We start from the raw sequence: 19,409 nt of genomic DNA, 5'->3' as shown, positions 1-19,409 counted from the left end.
TGCTCCCGAGGGCCGTCACGCGTCCGCTAGTCCACGGTTGGGTATGAGGAGCGTGACGTGGTGGGTTGCCTCGGGGCCGACGGTCCCCAGATTGAGGGCGGGGGTGACAGGAGGCGTGCGCGCATGGAGCTTCAGTCGGAGGTGAGCCGCTGGGACGTCACGCCCACGGAGGCGGTGGCGCTGCAGCGTCGGCTGCGGGAGTTGCTGGTGCTCCAGCCTCCGCCCGGGCTGAAGGTGGAGCGTGTGGCAGGCGCGGACATCTCCACGGAGAAGGGGCGCGACACGGGGTTCGGCGGCATCGTGGTGCTGGACGCGGCCACGCTGGCACCGGTGGCCCAGTCGGGCGCGGCGGTGGAGCTGGCCTTCCCCTACGTGCCCGGCCTGCTGTCGTTCCGCGAGCTGCCCATCGTCGCCGTCGCTTGGCAGCGGCTCACCGTGCGCCCGGATGTGCTCATCTTCGACGGGCAGGGCACGGCGCACCCCCGCCGGATGGGGATTGCGTGCCATGGCGGGCTGCTGTTCGACATCCCCTCCGTCGGCTGCGCCAAGTCGCTGCTGGTGGGCACCTACGGGAAGTTAGGGGAGGCACGGGGCTCCACCGCGCCCATCACCCACCGGGGCGAGGTGGTGGGCATGGCGGTGCGCACTCGCAAGGGCGTGCAGCCCGTGTATGTGTCTCCGGGCCACCTGATGGACCTGCCCACCGCGGTGGACCTGGTGCTGAAGGTGAGCCCGAAGTACCGCGAGCCGGAGACCACACGCCATGCGCACCGGCTCGTCAACGCGCTCCGCCGCGCGGATGGGGAGGCTGCGGAGCTGGAGTGAGGTGGGACGGATTTTGACCGCTGCCAGAAGCCCTTCTATGTCCGAGGGCGGGGAGAGGGTTCCCCAGCGCCAAGGAACGGCGGCTCGGGCGTCTGTCTCCCTGGTCGCCCTTCCACGGGCAGCCACACTGGCTGTAGCACCAGTGCGGCGTGTGGGGCGGAGCAGGGCGGGAGAATCCAGTTGGGAGCGTCGATGCGCAGGCTGTCGTCACCTTGGAGCGAGCTGGAGTCCCACTACACCGTCGTGGTGGTGGGTTCGGGGTATGGGGGCGCCATCAGCGCCAGCCGGCTGGCGCGCGCGGGCCAGCAGGTGTGCGTGCTGGAGCGGGGCCGCGAGCTGCTGCCCGGCGACTACCCGCGCACCGAGTCCGAGTTCTTCGGGGAATTGCAGGTGCACTTCGACCCCGAGAGCGGCCTGGACGTGGGCAACCCCACCGGCCTGTTCGAGGTGCACCGGGGCGGGGATGTCTCGGTCGTCAACGGCTGCGGCCTGGGGGGCACGTCCCTCATCAACGCCAGCGTGGCCCTGCGGCCGGACCCGCGCGTCTTCCTGGACGCACGCTGGCCCCAGGCGCTGCGGGACGACGTGGACGGGTTGCTGGAGGACGGCTTCGCCTGGGCGGAGCACATGCTGCGCCCCCTGCCGTACCCCGAGTCCGCGCCGCCGCTGGCCACGCTGAAGGCGCTGGAGCACGCCGCGAAGAAGCTGGGAGGCACCTTCCGCCGACCGCCGCTGGCCGTCACCTTCGAGCCTGGCGTCAACGCGGCGGGAGTGCGCCAGGGCGGGTGCACGCTGTGCGGCGACTGCATGACAGGCTGCAACGTCGGCGCGAAGAACTCGGTGTTGATGAACTACCTGCCGGACGCGCACCGGCACGGGGCGAAGCTCTTCACCGAGGTGGGCGTGCGCTACCTGGCGCGCGACGGCGGGCGCTGGCGCATCTACTACCGGCCGATGAACGCCGGCCGCGAGCGCTTCGACGCGCCGGACCTGTGGGTGACCGCGGACCGCGTCATCCTCGCGGCGGGCACGGTGGGCACGGCGGAGATATTGCTGCGCTCGAAGGCGCTGGGGCTGTCGCTGTCGGAGCAGCTCGGCCGGCGCTTCAGCAACAACGGCGATGTGATGGCCTTCGGCTACAACACGGACGTCACCATCAACGGGGTGGGGCACGGGGCCCAGTCGCACGGCACGCTCGAGCCGGTGGGCCCCACCATCAGCGGCATCATCGATGACCGGGCCACGCCGCATCAGGAGGACGGCATGGTCATCGAGAACGGCGCCATTCCCGGGGCCCTGGCCCGGCCGGTGATGGTGCTGCTCGCGGCGGCCTCGGCCGTGTCCGGAGAGGACACGGACCGCGGCTTCAAGGACCGCATGGAGGAAATGGGGCGCATGGCGGAGAGCGCCCTGCGCGGGCCGTACTTCGGCGCCATGCGCAACACGCAGACCTTCCTCGTCATGGCGCACGACGACGGCGTGGGCGAGCTGCGGATGGCGGGAGACCGGGTGCGCGTGCACTGGCCGGAAGCGGGCCTGCAGCCGGTCTTCACCCGGGTGAACGAGCGGCTGCGCCGCGCAACGGAGGCGCTGGGCGGCACCTTCGTGCGCAACCCGCTGTGGAGCAAGCTCACCGGCCACGAGCTGCTGTGCACCCACCCGCTGGGTGGCTGTGCCATGGCGGAGCGCGCGGAGGAGGGCGTGGTGGACCACGAGGGCCGCGTCTTCGCGGGCGGGGAAGGCACCGACGTCCACGAGGGGCTCTACATCAGCGACGGCTCGGTGATTCCGAGGCCGCTGGGCACCAACCCCCTGCTCACCATCTCCGCGGTGGCGGAGCGCTGTGTCGCCCTGATGGCGCGACGTCATGGCTGGGACGTGGACTACTCGCCCGTGCCGGAGGCGCCGGCCCCGCTGCCGGCGCGGCCGCTGTCCGTCCAGTTCACCGAGACGATGTACGGCTACATCTCCGGCGCGGTGGACGAGGACTTCGCGCGCGCGGGAGACCCGGCGCGTCGCGACACCTCGCCCTTCCGCTTCATCCTCACGGTGGAGGCGAGCGACCTGGACGCGGTGTTCGCGGACCCGCTGCACCGGCTGAGCATTTCCGGCTGCGTCCTGGCGCCGGTGCTGTCCTCCCGACCGCTGACGGTGGAGGGGGGCGTGCTGCACCTGATGACGCGCGACCAGGCTCGCCCGGGGGGCCGGCGGATGCGCTACCAGCTCCCGGTGGTCTCCGAGTCGGGCGAGCGCTTCTTCATCGACGGCTACAAGGACGTCCATGACGACGCGGGCCTGGACCTCTGGTTGGACACCACGCGGCTGCTCGTGTCCGTGCACCGGGGCGAGGACGAGTCCGGGCCGTGCGTGTACCGGGGCTACCTGCGGCTGAACGCGAAGGACTTCACCGTGCAGCTGTCCACCCTGCGGGTGCTGTACGCGAGGGACTCCGCGCAGCGACTGGCGGCGCTCGCCCGCTTCGGGCGTTTCTTCTTCGGGACGCTCTTCGACACGTACGTGCGCAAGGCGGCGTAGCGGGCGAGGAGGCAGCCGGGCGGCGTGTGGTCCGTCCGGGGCGTGCCCCTCCGGGAGGCCGTGGGCACCGTGATGCCCAGACAGGACACTCCTGGAGGAAGAACCCCCATGGCCGATGACCGTGAGCAACAGGGCAAGGGCGCCCCCCCGGAGGACGAGCGTCCAGCCGGCCGCCGCGACGTCCCCATCGAGGTCCGGCGCAAGCTGCGGCACGAGTCGCGCGCGAGCCAGACGTACAAGGTGTTCCTCGACCACCTGTGCGAGCGAGGGGGCATGTCACCCGCCGTGGCGCAGCAGGCAGCCGTCTCGGTGCTGTGCGCGGTGGAGCAGCGCATCCTCAGCGATGAGGCCCTGGACATGGAGGCCCAGCTCCCTCGCAAGCTCACGGACCTGCTGCACCGCTGCGAGAAGCACGAGGAGGAGCTGCCACCCAAGTTCGGCCGGGAGCACCTGCTGCGGCGCGTGGGCGAGGACCTGTCGCTCAACCCGGACGCGGTGGAGCCCGTGGTCCGCGCGGTGCTGGACGCCATCCGCCACCAGATTTCCGAGGGCGAGGCGGAGGACGTGATGTCCCAGCTCCCGGAGGACCTGCGGGACCTCTGGGGCCGGGCCATCTGACGCCCGTCAGGCGAGGGCCATGGGCGCGTGGCGCATGCCGGACACGCGCCGCAGCGGCTCCGCCCACCAGGGCTCCTCGGACACGAGGACATCACGTCCGTCCACGCGCGCCACCATGCCCCCGGGCGCCACCACGGAGAACCGCAGCGGACGCCCGAGCGCGGAGGTGAGCGCGGACATGGTGCTCTCGTCCTCGGCGGAGAAGCCGAGCGGGCCCTCGGGGTGGCTGTGCGCCACCTCCGCCAGCTCCGCCCGCAACTGCCAGATGGCCTCCCACCGCTCGCGCGAGTCGGGGAGGAGGAAGGGGTTGTCGGACTCGTCGCTCCACAGCACGGCGCCATCCCGGCCGATGAGCAGGCACACCTCTCGCGTCGTCATGGCTTCCTCCTCCTTCTCCGTTACGCGTGCCGCGTAATCACCAGCACGCCCGTGTCGATGGCCTCGCGAATGACCGACGGCAGGCTCTCCAGCGTCACCTCGCTGTCCGCGCCCGCGAGGCACACCCCCGCGTCCACCACCTGGAGCGAGTCCGCGTCCACGATGGAGATGAAGCGCTCGTCCATGAACGCGTACGTCACCTCCAGCCGGTTGCCGCCCAGCCGCCGCACGTCGCGCAGCCGCGCGCCCGCGCTCTGCAGCGCCCGCTCCGCGCGCTCCACCGGGTCCTCCCGCGAGCCCCGCCGCCCGGGCTGCGGCCGCGCCATCGCCTCGGCCACCACCTGCGCAGTGTGCGCCCGCGCCTCCGCCGCCGCCCGCTCCGCGTGGTTCCGCGCCTCGCGCACCGCCCGGGCGCGCAGGTGCGCCTCCCGCTCGGCCACCAGGTGCCGCAGGCACTCCTCCGCCTTCGCGCGGCCACCCTCCGCCACCGCCAGCACCCGCGCCCGCACCTCCGCCGGCGCGAAGCGGATGGCCAGCGCCCGCGACGCCGCCTCCAGCAGCGCGTAGCCGAACGCCGCCCGCAGGGCCGCGCTCACGCCCTTCGCCCCAGAGAGGGACTGGCCCTCCTCCAGCGCGCGGCGCGCCGCGTCCTCCGCCTCGCCCTCGAACTCCAGCCCGTCGAACACCAGCGAGCCGTCATGCCACCGCCGGGCGCTCACCAGCGCCAGCCGGGGCGGCTCCTCCTCCGGCATCAACTCCAGGGGCTCGGCCACCGCGCCCTCGCGCACCAGCCGGTTGCCCCAGACATGCCCCCGCACGCGCGGCAGCGCCTCCAGGCCCTCCGGCCCGGCCAGCTCGCGCGCCGTGGCGACCCGCCCCTGCACCTCGAAGCGCCACCACCCCGGGCGGACCGGGGTGGCGACACGGAGGCGGCGCGAGGGGGCGTCCACGGTGCCACCGCCGAAATACGGCAGCACCGCCGACTCCACCTTCCCGAGGAACTTCCGGTAGTCCACGCCGCCTCCTCCTTTCCCACTGCTGCTGCCGTTACCTCACGCCACCTTCAGCAGCGGCGTGCGCATCACCCGCTCCACCCACCCGGACTGCGTGGTGGTGTTGGAGACGCCCTGTGCCGCCGGCGCATCCAGCAGCGCCTTCAGCACCCGCGGCACCTGGTACGGGTCCGCGAACTGGTCCACGTTCACCTCGCTGAACGGCACCTTCAGCTGCCCCGCGCACGTGCGCACCGTGTTGCCGCGCGCACCCGCCACCGACACCAGCAACGCCATGGCCGCCACGGTGTAGCCGAAGTCGCGGAACGCCCGGGCGAACTGGTCACCCGCCTCGCCCGCCTCGTCTCCCACCACGATGACCACCAGCTTCGCCCCCTCCGGCACCTTCACGCCGTCACGGTGCAGCGCCTGCACCGCGGCCGCGTGCGTCGTGCCGCCCGACGCCTTCAGCCCCGCCAGCATGTGCTGCACCGCGGTGCGGTTGGCCGCCTTCGGCTTCAGCACCGTGCCCATCGTGTCGAACGCCGCGATGTGCAGCTTGTCCACCGGGAAGCCCGCGAGGATGCGCGCGAGCGCCTCCTTCGAGTTCTCGATGGCCCCCTCCATGGAGCCCGACTTGTCGATGAGGAACATCACCCTCACGTCAGTCTCGGCCGTCGCCTCCGCCACCGCGTTGCGTGCCGCGTTGTCGCTCGCCTCCTCCAGCTTCTGACGCAGCACCTCGCTGCGGACGTTCTTCGCGATGTTCAGCGCCCGCTGGTCCGTGGACGCAGCCACGGCCTTGTCCCAGCGCGCACGCACCGAGGGCTCCGCCAGCAAGCCCAGCTCCTCCAGCGTCGGCGTCATCAGCCGCAAGTCACGGTCCGACAGGGACGGGAGCAGGGCCGCCATGATGGCCGGCGTCAGACCCACGTCCTTCGGCAGCCGGCCCACCACCTCCTTGTAGGAGAGGCGCTCCAGCTCGACCCACTCGCAGATCTCCGCCTCCGACAGGCCGTCGAAGCGCTCCCGCTTGACCAGCGTCAGGCCGCTCAGGCCCACCGTGCGGTGGCCTGCCTCGGACTGCTTCTGCTTCCAGCCGAGCACCTCGAAGAAGCCCTGCGTGCTCGGCTTGTACCCCGCCTTGCGCGCCAGCTTCTTCAACGTCTCCTTGTACCCGGCCTTCACCAGACCCTGGAGCATCGGCAGGTTCGCCTCACGCGCCGCCAGCCACTTGGACGCCACGCGCTTCCAGCGGCCCAGCGGCGCCTTGCGGGACGCGGGGTCACCGAAGCCCGCCTCGCGGTTCAGGCGTGCAATCTCCGGCTGCTCGAGCAGCTCCGCCACCCGCAGCACGGCCTTGGGCGCGAGCATGCGCGTGGACTTGCGCTCGTAGTGGAGCACCATCGCCTCGCCGATGGCCCGCCAGTCGTCGTCGTGGAACGCCACCTGGCCGTGGTCGTCGCGCACGGGCTGGCCCGCGTGCTCCTGCACCAGCATGAGCGCGCACGTGGCCACCTTCAGGTCACGCCAGTCCGTCTGCGTCAGCGCGTACGACGCGAAGTGCGCCATCAGCTCCGCGTTGAGCTTGTAGATGTCCAGCAGCTGCCGGTAGAGCCGCACCGCCGCCGGCACGAAGAGGCCGGGCTTCACCGGACGCCCGAGCGACTTCTGGGCCGGGGTGGCATGCGCCGCCGCGTACCAGGTGCCGTTCAGGTCGATGCCGGGCCGGTTGTGCCACAGGTGCGCCGAGCCCCCGAGCACCAGGTCCAGCAGGCGCTCGGCCGGGCCGCGCTGCGCCTCCGGCAACAGGTTCGTGTTCTGCGTCTGGGTCGTCATGGGTGTCCCCCTCTCGGGACATGGGAAGAAGGTGCGCCCGAGTGACGAGGCCGGTTGTCCTCTGGATTAAGGGTCCAGCGCTCTACCATTGAGCTACGGGGCCATAGGCGGCCCCGGCGGGATTCGAACCCGCACCTCTTTGCGTGTTGGACCCCGTCGGACGGGCGCGAAAGCTGTCAGTGCTGGGAGGGCGGAAGGCCCCGGCTGCTACGGACGGCACGTGCTCAGGAGTAGACGCAGACGTCGCCATGCACCGGAATCTTCGCCACCTCTTTGCCGCCCCGGTAGGTATTCCGGGCTGGCACCGAGACGAGCTCCCAGGTGGGGAGCACCACCGCCGTCAATGAGCGGCCATACACGCAGCCGGTGTCGATACCCACCGCGTGCTCGGTGACGAGCGGCCTGTCGAAGACGGTGTGGCCGAAGATGACCCGCTCCGGACCCTTCCAGTGGTGCGTCCAGAACGTCCACCCTTCCGGAGCCTTGGAGGGCCAATAACTCTTGGGAGAGGGCGGCTGGATGCACTGCACGTGGAGCAGGTGGTAGGCGTCCTGCTCCTCGACCGGCTTCCCGGGCACCATGCCGGCATGCACGACGATGGCGTTGTGCTCCGGCAACCGGATGAAGTGGGGCAGGCCCGCCATCCAGTCGTAGTGCTCCGGGTCCAGGACGCGGCGCGTCTCAAGGTGGTCGGGGAGCAGGCGGTCGTCCGTCCGGCGGCGCTGCTGGAGGTGCTTCTCTTCGTGGTTGCCGAGGATGGCCTCGTGCCGCATCGCCAGCTCCACGCACTCGCGCCGCTTCGGGCCGCGGTCCACCAGGTCCCCCGCGAAGATGACGCGGTCGCTGGAGGTGGCGCCGACCTTGTCGAGCAGCTCCAGGGCCTCGTCGAGGCAGCCGTGGAGGTCTCCGATGACGATGGTGCGGGCGGACATGACGCAGGACCTCGAAAGAGAATGAGCGCCCGAGTGAAGAAGCCGGTGATGCTGACTTGAGAGGTCAGTGTCGGACCGCCGACGTTCATCTACCAGACGGTAGGTGCGTGGAGTTGAACCACTGGCTTGTAGGGCCGCTTCGGCCGGGCGCTCGAAAGCAATGCGGCCAGGGACGCCGCTTTTCCGGCGTTCCTGACGGGGGGATTTTCCGGCCGTCCGCCCGCCTTCCCCTCCTTAGAGGCCCTTTCGAAGGTTTTTGTCAGGAAATCGGCGCCGCCCGCGTCGGGCTCCTGGAAGTAACAGGTGCTCGTCTCGGAGGCTGCCTGCGGATGCCAACGTGGTACCTTGCCGCGCCACATCCCAGTAATCCCATCTCCCGGGAGGGGTCTCCCGGCACAGCCCCCAGGTCCTTCCGGTGTACGAGCAGCTCACGGATGACGAATTGTTCGCGGAGGTGGTCCGCCGCCGCGCCGCTGGCGAGCCCTTCAAGGCCCACCTCGGTTCGTTGGTGGACCGGTGGGGCCGCCCCGCGCGCTATGTCATCAGCAAGATCCAGGCGAGCTACGGCCGCGGTTCCCCAGCGGACGCGGACGAGCTCTTCCAGGACGCGGTGGGGAAGTTCATCGACCGCGGTCTGGACCAGTTCAGGGGCGTCTCAGAGCAGATGCCCGGACGCAGCGCGTCTCCCAAGACGTTCTTCCTGCGCATCGTCAAGCACGTGGCCATCGACTTCTACCGGAGGCACCGCGAAGAGCTCGCGGCGCCTTCGTCGGACCCCGATGACGCCATGGAGGAGTCACCTTCCCAGGTGGTCCAGGCTGTCGAAGCAGGAAAGCGCCGCGAGGAGCGCGCCGAGGCCCAGGAGCTGTACTGGGCGGCGTTTGCCAGACTCCAGCAGGAGCACCCGAAGGAGGCCTCCGCATGGGAGCTGTACCACCACGAGGACGTCGAGGATCACGAAGAATGTGCCCGCCGTCTGAACATCAGCGTGGTCAACTCCTACAAGCGCGTCAGTCGCGCTCAGGCCTACCTGAAGCTCTACCTGTTGGATCTCCAGCGCGAGTCGCAAGGGGAGGAAGCGTGAGCCTCCTTCCCGGCCACAACCCCGGGTACCCAGGAGGATTGAATCCATGAAGGTCGACGCTCTGTCCCGCTATTCCGCCCGCCGCTCCCAGCTGTCTTCGGCGAAGTCATCTCCCGGTGAAGTGCTCGAGGCCGCGGGAGACTTCTTGCGGCGCTCCTCCCGGGTGGGGACTGAAGGTGTGGATGACGCCCTCCGGGGCCTGGGTCGACCGCAAGTGGAGGCCTGGCTGAAAGCACAGAAGCCCCAGTCGCTGCAGCCGGTGCTGCTCAGGGCCGCGGAAGAAGCTGTCGAAGTTGCATTGGATGGGGGGGACGAGGCCGAGATGTGGAGGGCCTCGGCGATGGAGGGACTTGCCGCCCGCGACAGGGCCGCCTCCGCCGCCCGCGCACTTGCCGCCTGGGAGGGCCTTCATGGTGCCCTCGACGGCGAGGCCGCGCAGCTTCGAGAGCGCTTTCTCACCGCGCTCGGGACATTGGATTCGTCACTCCGCCCGAGAGCTCGCTGGTTCATTCCCCTCAATCCGCAGCGCCGGCAGGAGCGCGACCTCCTCGAGCCCGCCGAGCAGGACACGGCCTGGTGGTTCTCCGCCCGGGTCGACTGCGATGACCTGGTGGCCACCTGGACGGGCAGGCCCCAGACGCTGACCTCCCACCTCCAGGTCTGTGTGGACTGCCGCGCGGACATGGCGGATGCGGCGCCGGTGGATGCGCCCCCGCGTCGTCACCTCAGTGCGGACGACCTCTGGCGTTTCGACATGGGGCTGATGACCGAGGACGAGCGCTCGCGCGTGGACGCGCACACGGCCCGCTGTGGCGAGTGCGCCCAGGCCGTGCTGGCATTGGGCGAGGGCGAGGACGCGGTGGAAGAGGCGCTGGACATGGAGGAGGGCTCGGTGGGTCGCGCCGCGCGCAGCTCCCGCGCCCCGGTGGCGCAGCGTCCCTCCGCGGCCCGCCACCCGGAGCAGCGCGAGGTGCTGGACGAGCGGCGCGACTTCCGCGTGGTGCTGGTCCGTGAGCGCCAGCACGTCCGGCTGCTGGTGCAGCCCCTGTCGGGGCGGACGGTGACGGCGGCGGTGTTCCTCAGTCCCGGCCGTCCCTCACTCAAGCCCACGCAGGGCCCCGAGGGGCTCGCGTTCGATTTGACGACGGCGTCCTCCACGGGCGCGCGCTCGGCCCACCTGTCGGTGCAGGCGGGCAGCGAGACGCTGGAGCGCGACTTCTCCTTCTGAAGGGACGCACCCCGGATGCGACGGGGCCCGCTGTTCACGGGCCCCCGCGCTCACGAGGCGCCCACGCTCAGGGGGAGACCATGCCCGACCCGCGCTCCGTGTCGAGCGCCTGGCGGCTGCGCACGGGCGGCTGCGGAATGGGGAAGGTCTGCGGCGGCAGGGTGGGGCGGAAGCCGTTGGCCAGCAGGGCCACGACGAGCTGGGCCGCCGGAGGCCGGGTGCCGAGCGCCGCGCCGCACACGTCGAGCTGGTCCGTCACGCGCGGCCCGTCATTCACCTGGTAGCGGTTGCACGTGCCGTCCACCCGCGCGCCCTTGTCCCGCGGCAGCTCACGCGTGAGGCGGCCCCAGCGCATGACGACCTTCTCCGTCGAGATGAGGATGTTGACCGGCTCTCCGCCCCAGGTGCCGTCGACGAGCGTCTTCGGTCCACCGGCCTTCACCTTCAGGTCCAGCTGGCGCTGACCGAAGGTGCCCGTCACGGCGATGCCGTGCTCATAGACTTCCTCGGAGAGGATGCTCACCCAGACGCCGTCGCCGCGCTTGGTATACGGCTTGTCCGTGGCGACGCGGCCATGGTTGAACCAGATGTCGCCCACGCGGCCCAGGGGAAGCTGGTCGTTCGAGGCGACCGGGAAGGACTCCTCCAGGCCGGCGGGTCCGCCGGACGCCACCACGGGGCGCGAGGCGAGCAGGTCCGTCACCGGCACCGAGGTGTCCACCACCTCGAAGCGCACGCCGTCCAGCCAGGCCTGGCCGGTGCCGCTCATGATGAGGCCGGCCATGATGGTGGTGGCCTCCTTCGGCACGTCCAGCACCACGTCGTAGCGCTTGCAGCCCCTGGAGCCCACCAGCGCGCGCGACTGCATGTTGTCGAAGGCGAGCGGCTGCTTGGGGTCCGGCCCCTCCACGCGCATCCACAGGCCCGCCCAGCCGTCCACGTCCTTGGCGCGCACGGCGGCGGAGAAGCGCAGCCGCTTGCCGCGGAAGTCCTGCGCGCCGAAGGCCTGCATGAAGGTGCCGTAGCCGTTCTCGTCCGACGTCAGCGAGCGGAGCGAGGCGCTGCGGGTGCCCTCGCACGTGGCGGTGGTGTCCACGGCCGCCTCGTAGCGCTTGGGGGCGCTCTCCGTCACGTACCAGCCTACCGGCAGCTTCTGGGCGCCACCCGAGGGCTGCGCTCCGGCCGCGGTGGCGGCCAGCGCGAGCAGCAGGGTGGCGAGTTTCTTCCGGAAGTCCATGACGTGGGTCCTCACAGCGACACGGGGCCGCGCGCGCTCACCGCGCCCTCGGGGAGGCCGGTGCGGGCCTCGTAACGCGGCACTTCACCCGTGCCCCAGGGGTTCTGGACCAGCAGCCCACGCTCCGCGGCTTCCTGCGTGCAGGAGTCCTCGGTGGCCAGGTCCGGACAGGCCACGATGATGGCGTGCGGCACTCCCACCTCCAGCTCCAGCGACGGCCTGGCCAGGCCGCCGTCGATGCGGGTGGGATGGTGGCCGCGGCCGCCGGGCAGCAGGACGAGGGCCAGCGAGGCCGCCGCCGCCAGCGCCGCGCCGACCGCGCCCGCCGCCACGCGCCGCACGTGCCAGCGGGCGGGGCGGATGACGCGGTCCTCCGGAGGGAAGGCATGCGCCACCTCGTGGAGCTGCTCGGACAGGACGGCTTCTTCCTGAAGCAGCAGGGCGCAGGGCTCGCACTCCAGCGTGTGCGCTTCCAGCGCGGCCGACGCTTCGGGTGACAGCGCCCCCAGGATGTATTGCTCCGCGGAGTCGCGGGTCAGATGGGGCTTAAGCATGGGTCTCCTCCTCGAGCGCGGTGCGCAGCTTCTTGCGGACCTCGCACAGGATCTGTCGCACGCGCTGGACGGACAGTCCGACCCGGGCGGCGACTTCGGCATGGGGTAGCTCCTGGCCGTCACAGGCCAGGAGGAAGACGTTGCGCGCGCCGGGCGACACCTGCGCCAGCGCGGCATGGGCGCGGGACAGCTGCTCCTCCGAGAGGAGGCGCCGCTCCGCGGACACCGACGGGTCCACCGGGTGCTGCCGCTCCGGTAGCTCCTCCACCGCCCCGGAGATGGACTCCCGCCGGGAGCGGCGGGCATCGTCCGCGGCCAGGAAGGCCGCCTGGGTGAGGGCGAGGTTGGGCAGGCGCAGCTCCGTCAGCAGCCCGCGCTGCTGTTGTTGGATGAGCCGCGCCCAGGTCTCCTGGGCCAGCTCATGCGCCCGGTCCACCCGGACGCCCCGGGCGAGCAGCGATACCACGACCCGGCGGTGGTGGCGTGCCACCAACGCGTCCCAGGCCGCCCGGTCGCCGACCAGCGCCCGGCGCGACAGGGCGTCTTCTTCCCCCTCGCGCGCCGGCACCTCTTCCACTGGTTCCTCGGCTTCCCTTGGCATCCGAAGCGTCATCCGCAGGCCCTGCACGGCTGCACTCATGCCGTCTTCCCGTCGCTCTGTGGCGTCTCCGGGGCCCGTCGGCTCCCCGGTGCCCGGGTAACGTGTGTCCGTGGCGGACATATCGGCGGGTGCCGCGAAGATGTGGGGAGGAGTAGCCAAAGGTCGGTTGGCGGAGCCAGGGCTCAGGTGACTGCGGGGCTCTCGCCGGAGGGCCAGGGGAGGGTGGAGAGCTTCACGACACCCTGGGCGCGGGCGCACACGCGGCCCTGCCCGTCGAGGGCCCGGGCGGAGACGAAGAGGAGGGAGACCGTCTTGGTGTCCACCTCCGCCTCTACCCGCATGTTCTCCCCGGTGACGGCGCGCTCGAAGCTCATGGAGAGCTGGACGGTGGCGCAGCGGCGGGAGGGGTCCGCCAGGGCACCGCAGCAGCCGATGGCCAGGTCGAACATGGCGGCGAGGATGCCTCCGTTGACGGCGGCGGCACTGCCCAGCCCTCCGCGGTGCTCAGGGCGGAGCTCCGGGAGGGTGATGACCGTCTTGCGGCCCTCAGGGAAGGCGAGGTGGGCGCCGAAGTGGCGGAGGTTGATGCTCTGGTTGAAGAGCGCCGCGTAGCGGTCCAGGTCGGCCTGCGAGGGCTTTGATGACGGGTCGGACGGGGAGTCGGACATGGGCTCGTATCCTTATATATGAGGCCCGCGAGGGTGGGGACCGGGCAACCGGGCAGGTGGTGGAAGGACGCCCACCGGACGGTGAAAGACGTTAGAAGCAGGGGTTCCTTTTCGAGTCCCCTGTGAGCCTCCACGAATCCGTCCTTCTCGAAGACCTGAACCCGCCCCAGCGCGAGGCCGTGCTGCACGGCGACGGCCCCCTGCTCGTCCTGTCGGGCGCCGGCAGCGGCAAGACGCGCGTCATCACCCGCCGGGTGGCGCACCTGGTGAAGGTCCGCGGCGTCTTCCCGTGGCGAATCCTCGCCGTCACCTTCACGAACAAGGCGGCCCGGGAGATGCGCGAGCGTCTCACCCAGCTGCTCGGTGCCCAGGCGAACGACCTGGTGGTGAGCACGTTCCACTCGTCGGCGGCCCTGATTCTGCGGCGCGAGGCGGAGCACGTGGGGCTCACGCGCTCGTTCGTCATCTACGACGACGGGGACCAGCTCAACGTGGTGAAGCGGGCCATGCGCGACGCGGGCATCGAGGTGCCCATGCAGCCGCGTGAAATCCTGCACCGCATCGACCAGGAGAAGAACGCGGCCCGCCTGCCGGAGCAGATGCAGGTGGAGCCGGGCGACGAGCGCGGCCTCATCATCCGCAAGGTGTACGCGGCCTACCAGGCGCGGCTGCGCACGGCGAACGCGGTGGACTTCGGCGACCTGCTGCTCCTGCTGGTGACGCTGTTCCGCACGAAGCCGGACGTGCTGGCCAACTACCGTCGCCGCTTCCACCACGTGCTGGTGGACGAGTTCCAGGACACCAACCCGGTGCAGTACGAGCTGCTGATGCAGCTGGCGCCGCCCCCGTCGTCGAACCTGGTGGTGGTGGGCGACGACGACCAGTCCATCTACCGCTGGCGCGGCGCCAACGTGGACAACATCCTCGAGTTCCCGCAGCAGTACGCTGGCGCGAAGGTGGTGAAGCTGGAGCAGAACTACCGCTCGGACCAGAACATCCTCTCGGCGGCGCACGAGGTCATCAGCCGCAACACGCGGCGCATGCCCAAGAAGCTCTGGTCGGACCGCCAGAAGGGCCAGACGCTCAACCTCCTGCTCAACCGGGACGAGCGCTCCGAAGCGCAGGAGGTGGCGCGGCAGATTCTGGCGCTCCAGCGGGAGGGCTTCATCAAGTTCTCCAGCATGGCGGTGTTCTACCGGGTGAACGCACAGAGCCGCGTGCTGGAAGAGGCGCTGCGGCTGGCGCGGGTGCCGTACACGCTGGTGAGCGGACGCAGCTTCTATGACCGGGCGGAGGTGCGCGACGCCTCGGCGTACCTGCGGCTGATGGTGAACCCGCGCTCGGACGCGGACCTGCTGCGCATCATCAACACACCGGCGCGTGGCATCGGTGACACCACGGTGGAGCGGGTGACGGACCATGCCAACTCGCGCGGGGTGAGTCTGTACGAAGCCCTGGCCGAGCCGGAGGGCATCCCCGCGCTCAACTCCACGGCGGTGAAGCGGCTGAAGGGCTTCCGCGCGCTGCTGGCCTCGTTGACCGCCTTCGCGCAGGACGCGAAGGACGCGGCGGGCGCCGTCCACCAGATGCTGGAAGAGACGAAGCTGGTGGAGACGCTGCAGGCCGAGGGCAGCGACGAGTCCCAGACGCGCGCGGAGAACCTCAAGGAGTTCCTGGGCGCGGCGCAGGAGTTCGACCTGAACCGGGCGGCAGCGGCGGTGCAGGCGGCGCAGAACGCGCCCGCCGAGGTGCCTCCGGAGGTGGACGCGGCGCCGCTGTCGGCGGACACGCCGCCCCTGCAGGCCTTCCTGGAGCAGATTTCCCTGGTGGGCGAGGCGGACGCGGAGGTGGGCGATGGCCGGGTGGCGCTGATGACGCTGCACGCGGCGAAGGGCCTGGAGTTCGACGCGGTGTTCATGACGGGCCTGGAGGACGGAGTCTTCCCGCACGCGCGCTCGCTCAAGGGCGAGGACCCGGACTCCAGCGAGGACATGGCCGAGGAGCGGCGCCTCTGCTACGTGGGCTTCACGCGCGCGCGCAAGCGGCTCTTCGTGAGCCTGGCGCAGTGCCGCTCGCTGTTCGGCGAGCTGCGCTACAACCCGCCCAGCCGCTTCCTGCAGGACGTGCCCCCGGCGCTGTTCGGCATCAGCGAGCAGGAGGTGCCGGCGCCGTCCCGGGCCGTCGCGGTGGCCCCGCGCAAGCGCACGTGGGACGAGGATGACGGGCCGCGCATCGACCGCTCGTACTCGCAGGCGTCGTCGGACATGGACGGCGTGGGCGGGGACGTGCGCGGCATGCGCGTGCGCCACGAGCAGTTCGGCGTCGGCCGCATCGTCTCCGCGGACGGCAGCGGGCCCAACGCGAAGGTGACGGTGGAGTTCGGCGGAAGCGTGGGCCTCAAGCGCGTCATCGCCCGCTTCCTGATGCCGGGGTGAGTCACCCCGGTGGGGGAAGCGGAGTGCGCCCGAGTGGAGAAGCCATGGTTGGAGACCTGCCAGATTACAGTCTGGTGCCTTCGACCACCTGGCTACCCCTCCACGAAGCGGAGGGGGCTGGATTCGAACCAGCGAAGTCCTGGGCGTGTAGGGCCTCTTCGGCCGGGCGCACGGTGAGGGACGCGGTGGCGTAGGCGGGCCTGACAGCCGGGCTGCGGGGCCCCGCGGGCCGTGGCAGAGTCGGGCCCGTGGTGCTGAGACCCAGGTGAGGACATCCCGCATGGCCCAGGCTCCCTCCCGGCGTGGCAATGCAAGGCGTGACGCGGTGCTGATGGAGCTCGGACGGGAGGTTCCCCTGTTCCAGAGCGCCGCGGAGGCCGTGAACGATGCCGCCGGGGCGGTGCTCGCGCTGGGGCATGTGGAGCTTCAGTACCTGGACCGGCTGCAGTACGGGCCCGCCACGGCCTCGGAGCTGGTCTCTGCCCTGGGGCTGGGCAGGCGTGAGAACGCGGCGGTGGTCGAGCGGCTGGAGCTGGCGGGGTACGTCCGCGTGCTCCCCACCTCGGACTCCGGACAGGAAGCCCGGGTGGAGCTCACCCCGCACGCTCGTGAATGGATTGAGAGCCTGTGGGGCCCGCTCCGGGACGAGGGACTCCGGCTCTTTGCTTCCTGGCGCACGGGCGAGCTGGCGGTGGTCGCGCGCTTCCTCGCCCAGACGCGAGCCATCCAGGAGGCCCATGCCACACGGCTTCGTTCTCTCGCGAGCGTGCCGGCCTCCAGTCGCCCCCGGCCGAACCGCGCGCGTGGCGGCCTCTCCCCCGCGGCGCTTCGACGCGTCCACCTCTTCGCCATCGCGCACCTGGAGGGCCCGCTCCATCTGGCCGACCTGGCGGCGCGTGCGCAGCTCAGCCCGTACCACTTCGCGCGAGCCTTCAAGTCCTCCACGGGAGAGACGCCGAGGGCCTACGTGGAGCGGCTCCGCGTGGAGAAGGCGGAGGGGCTGATTCGAGACACGGAGCTGCCGCTCGCGGATATCGCGCTCGCGTGTGGCTTCAGCTCGCAGAGTCGCTTCACCACGGCGTTCCGCAGGGCCACGGGCTTCACTCCGGCACGGTACCGCCGGGGCGCCGAGGACCGCGGGTAGCCCCGGCTCAAGGCTCGGGAGGCCGCAGCCGCCACGACAGCACCCGTCCGTCCAGCCCCTGCACGAACAATTGGTCCCCCATCACCACGGGCGGGGTGCGCAGAGGCGTGTCCGTGCGGAGGGAAAATGCGCGCTCCCAGCCCCCGGACTTCAGCGCGACGAGCCGGCCCTCGCGTCCGCTGGTGGGGACCAGCAGCAACTCCCCGCGAATCGACGTCACCCGGGAGCTGAGCGGGTCGGGAAGGGTGACGCGCGCCACCTCCTTCCCGTCCGCCAGCTTCAGCCCCACCAGCAAGGCCGGCCCGGCCCCTACCCACAGCGTCCCCAGCGCCACCGAGGGAGGACTGGTGAGGTTGTCGGCCAGGGACTGCTCCCACAGGGGGCTTCCGTCCTTCACACGCAGTGCGACAAGACGCCCCTGGAGGGTGCTCGCGTAGACGGCGCCCCGCCACACCTCCAGACCCACCACGTCCCGCACGTCCCGGGCCCACGCCTGCGTCCCATCCGCCGTGGAGAGGGCCACCAGCCCCGCGCTCCCGAGCCACGCCACCAGCAGTCCCTCGGAGAGGGCAGGGGCGGGCAGCCCTCGTGGGGTGGCCGGCGCGGGCTCCTGGGCCTTGGGAGCGGGGTGCCGCCACCGCACCTTGCCCGTGTCCACCGCGTGCGCCCGCACGGCGCCGTCCGGGGCCACGAGGTACACCGAGGTCCCCTCCTCATCCACCACGGCGGGTGAGAGGACGGGCGGCTCTCCCGTGATGCGCCAGCGCTCCGCCCCGTCCGCGAGCGCCAGCCGTACCAGGTCCCCCGCCACCGTGCCCGCGATGACGCTGTCCCCGGCCAGCGCGGGCCGGGTGGCCACCTCGCGGCCCAGCGCAACGCGCCATACCAGCCGTCCGTCCCGGTCCAGCCGCACCACGGCGCCGGCCTCGTTGCCCGTGACGACGCCATCCGCCAGGGCCACCAGCCCGGCGCGGGACGAGGCGTCGGTGGAATAACGGAAGGCCGTCTCCGCGGGCTCCCGGCACCCCGCGGCCGCCACCACAGTCAGCGCCAGGGCGGGCAACAAGGGCGTCCATGGACAGGCGCGGGGCGACATGGTTTGGAGGATGGCGCAAGGAAGGAACTTCGACCATGCCTACCATTCGAGAAGACGAGTTTCCCAACGCGACCGGCATCCCCTCCTCCGCCCGGCGGACGGACTTCGTGCCGCCTCCGACGCTGGCGGTGACGGAAGAGCTGCTGCTCGCGCTACCCAAGACGGACCTGCACTGCCACCTGGATGGCTCCATGCGGGTGAAGACCATCCTCGAGCTCGCCGAGCAGCAGAAGGTGAAGCTGCCCGCGGACACCGAGGACGGGCTGGCCAAGGCCATCCACATGGGCGAGGTCTGCAAGAGCCTGGAGGAGTACCTCGTCGCCTTCGACGTGACGCTCTCCGTGCTCCAGACGGCGGACGCCCTCTACCGCTCCGCGTACGAGCTGGCCGTGGACGCCGCGGCGGAGAACGTGCGCTGGCTGGAGGTGCGCTACTCGCCCGCGCTCCACCTCCAGAAGGGCCTGAAGATGACCACCGTCATCGACTCGGTGCTGGAGGGTCTGCGCGCCGCGAAGAAGGAGACGGGCATCAAGTGCGGCGTCATCGTCTGCGGCATCCGCCACATCAACCCGCAGACGTCCATGCGGCTGGCCGAGCTGTCCGTGGCCTACAAGAACCGCGGCGTCATCGGCTTCGACCTCGCCGGCGCCGAGGCCAGCTTCCCCGCCAAGGACCACCGGGACGCCTTCCAGCTCATCCTCAAGAACAACGTCAACTGCACCGCGCACGCGGGCGAGGCCTACGGCCCCGAGTCCATCTCCCAGGCCATCCACAACCTGGGCGCGCACCGCATCGGCCATGGCACGCGGCTTCGCGAGGACGGTGACCTGCTCAACTACGTCAACGACCACCGGATTCCGCTGGAGGTCTGCCCCACCTCCAACGTGCAGACGGGCGCGGTGTCCAGCCTGGCCGCGCACCCGCTGAAGTTCTACTTCGACTACGGCCTGCGGGTGACCATCAACACCGACAACCGCCTCATCACCGACACCACGGTGACGAAGGAGCTGTGGGTGGCGCACAAGGAGCTGGGCCTGTCGCTGGAAGACCTGGCCACCATCATCGTCTCCGGCTTCAAGAGCGCCTTCCTTCCGTTCCGCGAGAAGCAGGACATGCTGCGCGCCATCAACCAGGAAATCGCCACCACGCTGGCCACCTTCGACAAGAAGCGGTCGGCGATGAAGCAGCCGGCCTGATGGCGTAGCTTCCGGCGCACGGAGCGTCAGCCCGGGGAGAGGAGCAG

General features: G+C 71.0%; 17 protein-coding genes. 8 read left to right on the top strand and 9 right to left on the bottom strand.

Annotated features, from left to right (window positions below):
- The first annotated feature begins 123 nt into the window (after positions 1-123).
- The 3 genes from G4D85_RS01870 to G4D85_RS01860 all read left to right on the top strand — a co-directional run bounded on the left by G4D85_RS01870 (position 124) and on the right by G4D85_RS01860 (position 3,978).
- On the top strand, positions 124-825 hold the full coding sequence (locus G4D85_RS01870; protein ID WP_164007304.1) for an endonuclease V: 702 nt from the start codon (positions 124-126) through the stop codon (positions 823-825).
- A gap of 192 nt (positions 826-1,017) precedes the next feature.
- Positions 1,018-3,360: a GMC family oxidoreductase N-terminal domain-containing protein gene (locus G4D85_RS01865; RefSeq protein ID WP_164007302.1), complete on the top strand. Its 2,343-nt coding sequence runs from the start codon at positions 1,018-1,020 to the stop codon at positions 3,358-3,360.
- Between the two features lie 108 nt (positions 3,361-3,468).
- Entirely contained in the window at positions 3,469-3,978 is a 510-nt protein-coding gene (locus tag G4D85_RS01860; protein WP_164007300.1) for a DUF2267 domain-containing protein, read from the top strand.
- Positions 3,979-3,984: 6 nt separating this feature from the next.
- Here the strand turns inward: G4D85_RS01860 and G4D85_RS01855 are convergent, their stop codons facing one another.
- From G4D85_RS01855 to G4D85_RS01840, 4 genes are all read right to left on the bottom strand, one after another.
- A complete protein-coding gene (locus G4D85_RS01855; RefSeq protein WP_164007298.1) occupies positions 3,985-4,356 on the bottom strand; it encodes an MPN domain-containing protein in 372 nt (123 codons plus the stop codon).
- A gap of 20 nt (positions 4,357-4,376) precedes the next feature.
- Positions 4,377-5,372: a hypothetical protein gene (locus G4D85_RS01850; RefSeq protein WP_164007296.1), complete on the bottom strand. Its 996-nt coding sequence runs from the start codon at positions 5,370-5,372 to the stop codon at positions 4,377-4,379.
- 36 nt (positions 5,373-5,408) lie between these two features.
- Positions 5,409-7,187 carry a vWA domain-containing protein gene (locus tag G4D85_RS01845; protein ID WP_164007293.1) on the bottom strand — a complete coding sequence of 593 codons (1,779 nt, stop codon included), beginning with the start codon at positions 7,185-7,187 and terminating at the stop codon, positions 5,409-5,411.
- A gap of 224 nt (positions 7,188-7,411) precedes the next feature.
- The gene (locus G4D85_RS01840) at positions 7,412-8,119 is read right to left on the bottom strand and encodes a metallophosphoesterase family protein (RefSeq protein WP_164007292.1); all 708 of its coding nucleotides are present in this window, start codon (positions 8,117-8,119) and stop codon (positions 7,412-7,414) included.
- A 415-nt stretch (positions 8,120-8,534) separates the two neighbouring features.
- Between G4D85_RS01840 and G4D85_RS01835 the strand changes: the two genes are divergently transcribed.
- The gene (locus G4D85_RS01835; RefSeq protein ID WP_164007290.1) at positions 8,535-9,203 is read left to right on the top strand and encodes an RNA polymerase sigma factor; all 669 of its coding nucleotides are present in this window, start codon (positions 8,535-8,537) and stop codon (positions 9,201-9,203) included.
- 46 nt (positions 9,204-9,249) lie between these two features.
- Positions 9,250-10,431: a hypothetical protein gene (locus tag G4D85_RS01830; RefSeq protein ID WP_164007288.1), complete on the top strand. Its 1,182-nt coding sequence runs from the start codon at positions 9,250-9,252 to the stop codon at positions 10,429-10,431.
- A 67-nt stretch (positions 10,432-10,498) separates the two neighbouring features.
- Here the strand turns inward: G4D85_RS01830 and G4D85_RS01825 are convergent, their stop codons facing one another.
- The 4 genes from G4D85_RS01825 to G4D85_RS01810 form a co-directional block, all read right to left on the bottom strand.
- Positions 10,499-11,668 carry an AraC family transcriptional regulator gene (locus tag G4D85_RS01825; protein ID WP_164007287.1) on the bottom strand — a complete coding sequence of 390 codons (1,170 nt, stop codon included), beginning with the start codon at positions 11,666-11,668 and terminating at the stop codon, positions 10,499-10,501.
- 11 nt (positions 11,669-11,679) lie between these two features.
- Entirely contained in the window at positions 11,680-12,222 is a 543-nt protein-coding gene (locus tag G4D85_RS01820; RefSeq protein WP_164007285.1) for a zf-HC2 domain-containing protein, read from the bottom strand.
- Positions 12,215-12,862, bottom strand: a complete 648-nt coding sequence (locus G4D85_RS01815) for an RNA polymerase sigma factor (RefSeq protein ID WP_240359019.1) — start codon at positions 12,860-12,862, stop codon at positions 12,215-12,217. Before G4D85_RS01815 ends, G4D85_RS01820 begins: the two co-directional genes overlap by 8 nt.
- 143 nt (positions 12,863-13,005) lie before the next feature.
- The gene (locus G4D85_RS01810; protein WP_164007281.1) at positions 13,006-13,491 is read right to left on the bottom strand and encodes a PaaI family thioesterase; all 486 of its coding nucleotides are present in this window, start codon (positions 13,489-13,491) and stop codon (positions 13,006-13,008) included.
- A 122-nt stretch (positions 13,492-13,613) separates the two neighbouring features.
- Between G4D85_RS01810 and G4D85_RS01805 the strand changes: the two genes are divergently transcribed.
- Complete coding sequence (locus G4D85_RS01805) at positions 13,614-15,926, top strand: ATP-dependent helicase (RefSeq protein WP_164007279.1); 2,313 nt, start codon at positions 13,614-13,616, stop codon at positions 15,924-15,926.
- A gap of 280 nt (positions 15,927-16,206) precedes the next feature.
- The gene (locus G4D85_RS01800; protein ID WP_164007277.1) at positions 16,207-17,070 is read left to right on the top strand and encodes a helix-turn-helix domain-containing protein; all 864 of its coding nucleotides are present in this window, start codon (positions 16,207-16,209) and stop codon (positions 17,068-17,070) included.
- A gap of 7 nt (positions 17,071-17,077) precedes the next feature.
- Here the strand turns inward: G4D85_RS01800 and G4D85_RS01795 are convergent, their stop codons facing one another.
- Positions 17,078-18,136: an outer membrane protein assembly factor BamB family protein gene (locus G4D85_RS01795; protein WP_338052851.1), complete on the bottom strand. Its 1,059-nt coding sequence runs from the start codon at positions 18,134-18,136 to the stop codon at positions 17,078-17,080.
- Positions 18,137-18,201: 65 nt separating this feature from the next.
- Here G4D85_RS01795 and add point away from each other — a divergent pair, with 65 nt between their 5' ends.
- Positions 18,202-19,362: an adenosine deaminase gene (gene add, locus G4D85_RS01790; RefSeq protein WP_164007273.1), complete on the top strand. Its 1,161-nt coding sequence runs from the start codon at positions 18,202-18,204 to the stop codon at positions 19,360-19,362.
- Positions 19,363-19,409: the final 47 nt, after the last annotated feature.

The organism is Pyxidicoccus trucidator (assembly GCF_010894435.1).
GTDB classification, from domain to species: domain Bacteria; phylum Myxococcota; class Myxococcia; order Myxococcales; family Myxococcaceae; genus Myxococcus; species Myxococcus trucidator.
The sequence above is the reverse complement of the archived record's forward strand: the minus strand, read 5'-3'. Positions and strand labels throughout refer to the sequence as shown.